The organism is Streptomyces sp. URMC 123 (assembly GCF_051386515.1).
Lineage (GTDB): Bacteria > Actinomycetota > Actinomycetes > Streptomycetales > Streptomycetaceae > Streptomyces.
Map to the genome: position 1 here is coordinate 1 of NZ_JBPQTV010000584.1, position 1,708 is coordinate 1,708.

Here is a 1,708-nt window from a genome sequence, read left to right on the forward strand (position 1 = left end):
CGACCCGCTGCGCCCACCGCTCCACGGCGTACGAGCTGTCCACGTCCAGCAGCCCCGGCAGCGCCGAGGTGCCGTCGTACCGCAGGAAGAGCGTGCCCAGCAGGATGAAGAACAGTCCCGAGAGCAGCGAGGTGGTGTGCAGCTCCAGGCGGCCCAGGCGCAGGGCGCGGCCGCGCAGCCAGCGGCGGCCGCCCAGGTCGAACCGCTCCCACAGCAGGGCGAGCAGGAACAGCGGGACCGCCATGCCGAGCGCGTAGACGGCCAGCAGGGCGCCCCCGTACACCGGGCTGCCGCCGACCGCCGCCACGGTGAGCACGCTGCCCAGGATCGGGCCCGCGCAGAAGCCGGCCAGGCCGTAGACCGCGCCCAGGGCGTACACGGAGAACGCGGTCGTCGGCCGGATGCGGCCGGAGGCCTCCTGGAGGCGGCGCGAGGCGAAGCCGAGGCCGAGGATCTGGGCGACCCCCAGCGCGATGATCAGCCAGCCGCCGGCCAGCACGAGCTGGGCGCGGTGGCCGACGAAGAGCCGGCCGGCGAACGACCCGGCGGCGCCCAGCGGCACCAGCGTGGTCGCCAGGCCCAGATAGAAGATGCCGGTGCGGGCGAGCAGCCGGGAGGCACGGTCGACGGAGTACGCGAAGAAGGCCGGCAGCAGAAGGGCGCTGCACGGGCTGAGCAGGGCGAGCAGCCCGCCGAGGAAGGCCGCGAGATAGCCGATGCCGCCGGTCATCGGGCGGCCTCCCCGCTCTCCGCGCTCTTCGCGCCCCGCGCGCTCTCCGCTCCGGACGGCGCCTTCGTCTCCGGCGCCTTCGTCTGCGGCGCCTTCTCCTGCTCCTTCGCCTTGCGCGCCGCCGCCTCGACGGCCGCGGTGAAGACCTCCTCGGGCTGGGCGCCCGCGATCGGCCGGCCGTTCACCAGGAACGAGGGGGTGCTGGTGGCGCCGAGCCCGTACGCCTCCTCCTGGTCCTTGCGCACCGCCTCCCGCGCGGCGGCGCTGTCGCGGTCGGCGTGGAACCTCTCCAGGTCCGGCACGCCCGCGGTGCGCGCCAGCTCCGCGAGCCGGTCCTTGCCGAAGCCCTTGCCCTTGGCATCGGGGTCGGCGTACGCCGCCTTGTGGAACTCCCAGAACCGGCCCTGGCGGCCGGCCGCCCAGGCGGCCCGCGCCGCGCTCTCGGAGTCCTCGCCGAAGATCGGGAAGTTGCGCCACTCGATGCGCAGGACGCCGGCGTCGACGTACTTCCGCACCAGGTCGGGCTCGGTGTCCCGGGCGAACTTGCCGCAGTAGGAGCACTTGAAGTCGGCGTACTCGATCAGAACGACGGGCGCGTCCTTCCGCCCCTGCGCCAGCGCGTCGCCCTCGTCGCGCCGGGCGAGCTTGGCCAGCTCGGGGTAGACGCCCTCGTCCGGGCCCGAGGAGACCGAGGCCGCCGCGGTGTCGTGGCTGGGCCGCTCGGAGCCGCCGGTGGCGAACTGGGACGCCACGCCGAGCAGCAGCGCGGCCGCGGCGACCGCCGCGCCGATGGCCACGCCCTTGCGGGAGGGCGTCCGCGAGGCGCCGGGCTTGCGGTTCCGCTGGGCGGGGGTCTTCCGGGCTGCGGTCTTCTGGGCGGAAGGCTTCTGGGCGGGGGTCTTCTGGGACATGGTGCTTCTCCGTGATCCGGGGTGACGAGGCGGTACGCGATGTCGCGCACACGCCAAGTCGGCGGGT

Annotated in this window: 2 protein-coding genes; both read right to left on the reverse strand. The window is 74.8% G+C overall.

What is annotated here, in order from left to right; genetic code table 11:
* The coding region (locus tag ACSNOD_RS30970; protein WP_436770401.1) for a cytochrome c biogenesis CcdA family protein at positions 1-730 on the reverse strand (730 nt) is incomplete at its 3' end.
* Entirely contained in the window at positions 727-1,641 is a 915-nt protein-coding gene (locus ACSNOD_RS30975; protein WP_436770402.1) for a DsbA family protein, read from the reverse strand. The genes ACSNOD_RS30975 and ACSNOD_RS30970, both read right to left, overlap by 4 nt.
* Positions 1,642-1,708: the final 67 nt, after the last annotated feature.

Excerpts from the sequence above, each read along its gene's own strand:
- ACSNOD_RS30975 (WP_436770402.1), bottom strand. The coding sequence starts at position 1,641 with ATGTCCCAGAAGACCCCCGCCCAGAAGCCTTCCGCCCAGAAGACCGCA.